We start from the raw sequence: 2,477 nt of genomic DNA on the forward strand, positions 1-2,477 counted from the left end.
GCGGGGTTGGACCAGGTGGCCGGTCCCATCGGCGAGGCGCTGATCATGACGGCGCTGGGCTTGGCCGTGGCCATCCCCGCCGTGTTGGGCTACAACGCGCTGGTGCGCGGCCACAAGGCGCTGGTGCACCGCATCAACCGTTTTGCGCACGAACTGCACGCCTACTTCGTCACGGGCGCGCGCGTGGCGGCCACGGCCCCAGCCCCCGCGTCGGCCAAGGTGCAGCCCCTGCGTGCCGAAGGCCGCGCGTGAACCACGCCACGAGGAGCCAGCCATGGCCATGACGGTCACCGATCACGACAACGATGAGCTGATGAGCGAGATCAACATGATTCCGCTCATCGATGTGATGCTGGTGCTGCTGATCGTGTTCATCATCACGATCCCGGTCATCAAGCACGCCGTGCAGGTCAACCTGCCGCAGGCCAACGCCGAGCGCAGCACCCCGCCGCCGCAAGCGGTGCGGCTGAGCGTGCAGGCCGACGGCCGCTACCTGTGGAACGACGAACCCATCGACGACGCCCAGCTGGACGAGCGGCTGCAAACCATCGCCGCGCAGGACGTGCAGCCCCCGCTGCACCTGCTGGGCGACCGCGACGTACGCTACGAACGCGTGGCGCAGGTGCTGGCCAAAGCCCAGCAAGCCGGCGTCAAGGGCATCGGCTTCGTGACCGAACCGACGCGTTGACCAGGTACGCCACTGCTTGCCCGGGGAACTCCGGCTGACCCCAAGCCCTCCAATGCGGTGTGCAGTGGATGTGGTACGCTGCGCGCGCCGTTGCGGATGACGGCGCTTGCACACTCAGCAACCCCAAGGAGACTCCATCGATGCGTCTGGACAGCCAAGTTTTGCGTCCCACCGACAGTTGGGCCGGCGCCTCCGGCCAACGCCAGCGTGTGCTGCGCAACACCTACGCCCTGCTGGCGCTGAGCATGCTGCCCACGGTGCTGGGGGCGTGGATCGGTCTGCGCACCGGCGTCGGCGCGGTGCTGTCGGGTGGCGTGGGCCTGATCGTGTTTCTGCTGGGTGCCTTTGGCTTCGTGTTCGCCATTGAGCGCACCAAGCACTCGGGCACCGGTGTGGCGGTGCTGCTGGCGTTCACCTTCTTCATGGGCCTGATGCTGTCGCGCCTGCTGGGCGCGGTGCTGGGTCTGGCCAACGGCGCCCAGCTGGTGATGACGGCGTTTGCCGGTACGGCTGGGGTGTTTTTCGTCATGGCCAACCTGGCCAGCATCGTCAAGCGCGACCTGGAGGGCTTGGCCAAATGGCTGTTTTTGGGCGCCGTCGTGCTGCTGATCGGCGGCATCATCAACGTCTTCGTCGGCAGCACGGCCCTGATGGCGGCGTTGTCAGTGATGGCCATCGGCATCTTCAGCGCGTTTTTGCTGGTCGACCTCAAGCGCATCGTGGAGGGGGGTGAAACCAACTACATCACCGCCACGCTGGCGCTGTACCTGAGCTTGTTCAACATCTTCCAAAGCCTGCTGGCGCTGCTGGGCATCTTTGGCGGCGAGCGCGAGTGATCTTTCCCTGGGCCGTCCTATGGGGCGGCCACGCGGCCAGCCGCAAACGCCGCAATTGCGCGGCGTTTGTGCTTCTTATGCGGCGCTGGCACACCCTGCGCCAGCGCGGCCAATCGGTGACAATCCAACCATGCTGGCACCGACACCGCCCCAAGCTGCCCCGCTGCACGGCCGACGCGCGGCCTGGCTGCTGGCTGTTGCGCTGGCGGCCACCGCTCTGCCTGGCTGTGACATGCTGGGCATCGACACGCCGGCCAAACAGGCCGAACGGCGGGAGGCCGAGGGCAAGGCCATCGGCGCAGCGTGCCGGCACACCCAGCGCAGCCTGGAGGACTGCTACGCCAGCAACCCCAAGGCATCCAAAGCGGCCATCTTTGCCGGTTGGCGCGAGATGGACGAGTACATGCGGGAAAACGATATCCCGCCCGCCACCCCAACGGCGCGCCCTGCCCCACCCGCCGAACCCCAAGAGGAGGTGGTGGGCAGCGACGGACACGGCACCCCGGCAGCCCCCAACGGCGGCAAGCCGGCCACGGGCGACGGCGCAGCCACCTCCGGGCCTCGCAACGCACCGCCGACCGGCAGCATCGTGCCTAACCTCGCCCCTGCGGCGCAAAAAGCGCCTGGCCGCTGACACTGCCGCATCGTGCAGCAGCGGCGCTGCACGCCGCTGCCGCCTCTAGCAGGCCGTTGAAAAACGTCGCGAGGATGGCCAGATGCAAGGCGCACGGAGCACAGCGACCGAAGCCTATCAAACAGATAGGCGAGGGAGCGAGCACCGCGCAACGCCGCAGATGGCCTACCGCAGCAGTTTTTCAACGGCCTGCTAGGGCCTGTTAACACTATCGCAACGATTCGACGATCAGTGCGAAGTGGATGAAGGCCGCGAACATGACGTCGAGCTTGTCGAAGCGGCTGAAGATGCGGCGGAACCCTTTCAGACGGCGGAACAG

General features: G+C 66.9%; 4 protein-coding genes and 1 pseudogene. 4 read left to right on the top strand and 1 reads right to left on the bottom strand.

Features of this window, described 5'->3' with window-relative positions:
* The 4 genes from Taqua_RS12845 to Taqua_RS12860 form a co-directional block, all read left to right on the top strand.
* Positions 1–252 (top strand): MotA/TolQ/ExbB proton channel family protein (locus Taqua_RS12845; RefSeq protein ID WP_185969641.1); only part of this gene is annotated, 252 nt, incomplete at its 5' end.
* Between the two features lie 22 nt (positions 253–274).
* Positions 275–688 carry an ExbD/TolR family protein gene (locus tag Taqua_RS12850; RefSeq protein WP_144326968.1) on the top strand — a complete coding sequence of 138 codons (414 nt, stop codon included), beginning with the start codon at positions 275–277 and terminating at the stop codon, positions 686–688.
* A gap of 140 nt (positions 689–828) precedes the next feature.
* On the top strand, positions 829–1,524 hold the full coding sequence (locus tag Taqua_RS12855; protein WP_144326969.1) for a Bax inhibitor-1 family protein: 696 nt from the start codon (positions 829–831) through the stop codon (positions 1,522–1,524).
* A 130-nt stretch (positions 1,525–1,654) separates the two neighbouring features.
* The gene (locus Taqua_RS12860; protein WP_246094728.1) at positions 1,655–2,158 is read left to right on the top strand and encodes a hypothetical protein; all 504 of its coding nucleotides are present in this window, start codon (positions 1,655–1,657) and stop codon (positions 2,156–2,158) included.
* Between the two features lie 208 nt (positions 2,159–2,366).
* Here Taqua_RS12860 and Taqua_RS12865 read toward each other — a convergent pair.
* A pseudogene (locus tag Taqua_RS12865) lies at positions 2,367–2,477 on the bottom strand (IS5-like element ISCARN85 family transposase); the annotation flags it as partial.

Origin of the sequence: Tepidimonas aquatica, assembly GCF_007556585.1 — a bacterium.
Taxonomy (GTDB): domain Bacteria; phylum Pseudomonadota; class Gammaproteobacteria; order Burkholderiales; family Burkholderiaceae_C; genus Tepidimonas; species Tepidimonas aquatica.

Bases quoted from the DNA above. Each gene is read 5' to 3' on its own strand.
- Taqua_RS12850 (WP_144326968.1), top strand. From the start codon at position 275: ATGGCCATGACGGTCACCGATCACGACAACGATGAGCTGATGAGCGAG.
- Taqua_RS12855 (WP_144326969.1), top strand. From the start codon at position 829: ATGCGTCTGGACAGCCAAGTTTTGCGTCCCACCGACAGTTGGGCCGGC.
- Taqua_RS12860 (WP_246094728.1), top strand. From the start codon at position 1,655: ATGCTGGCACCGACACCGCCCCAAGCTGCCCCGCTGCACGGCCGACGC.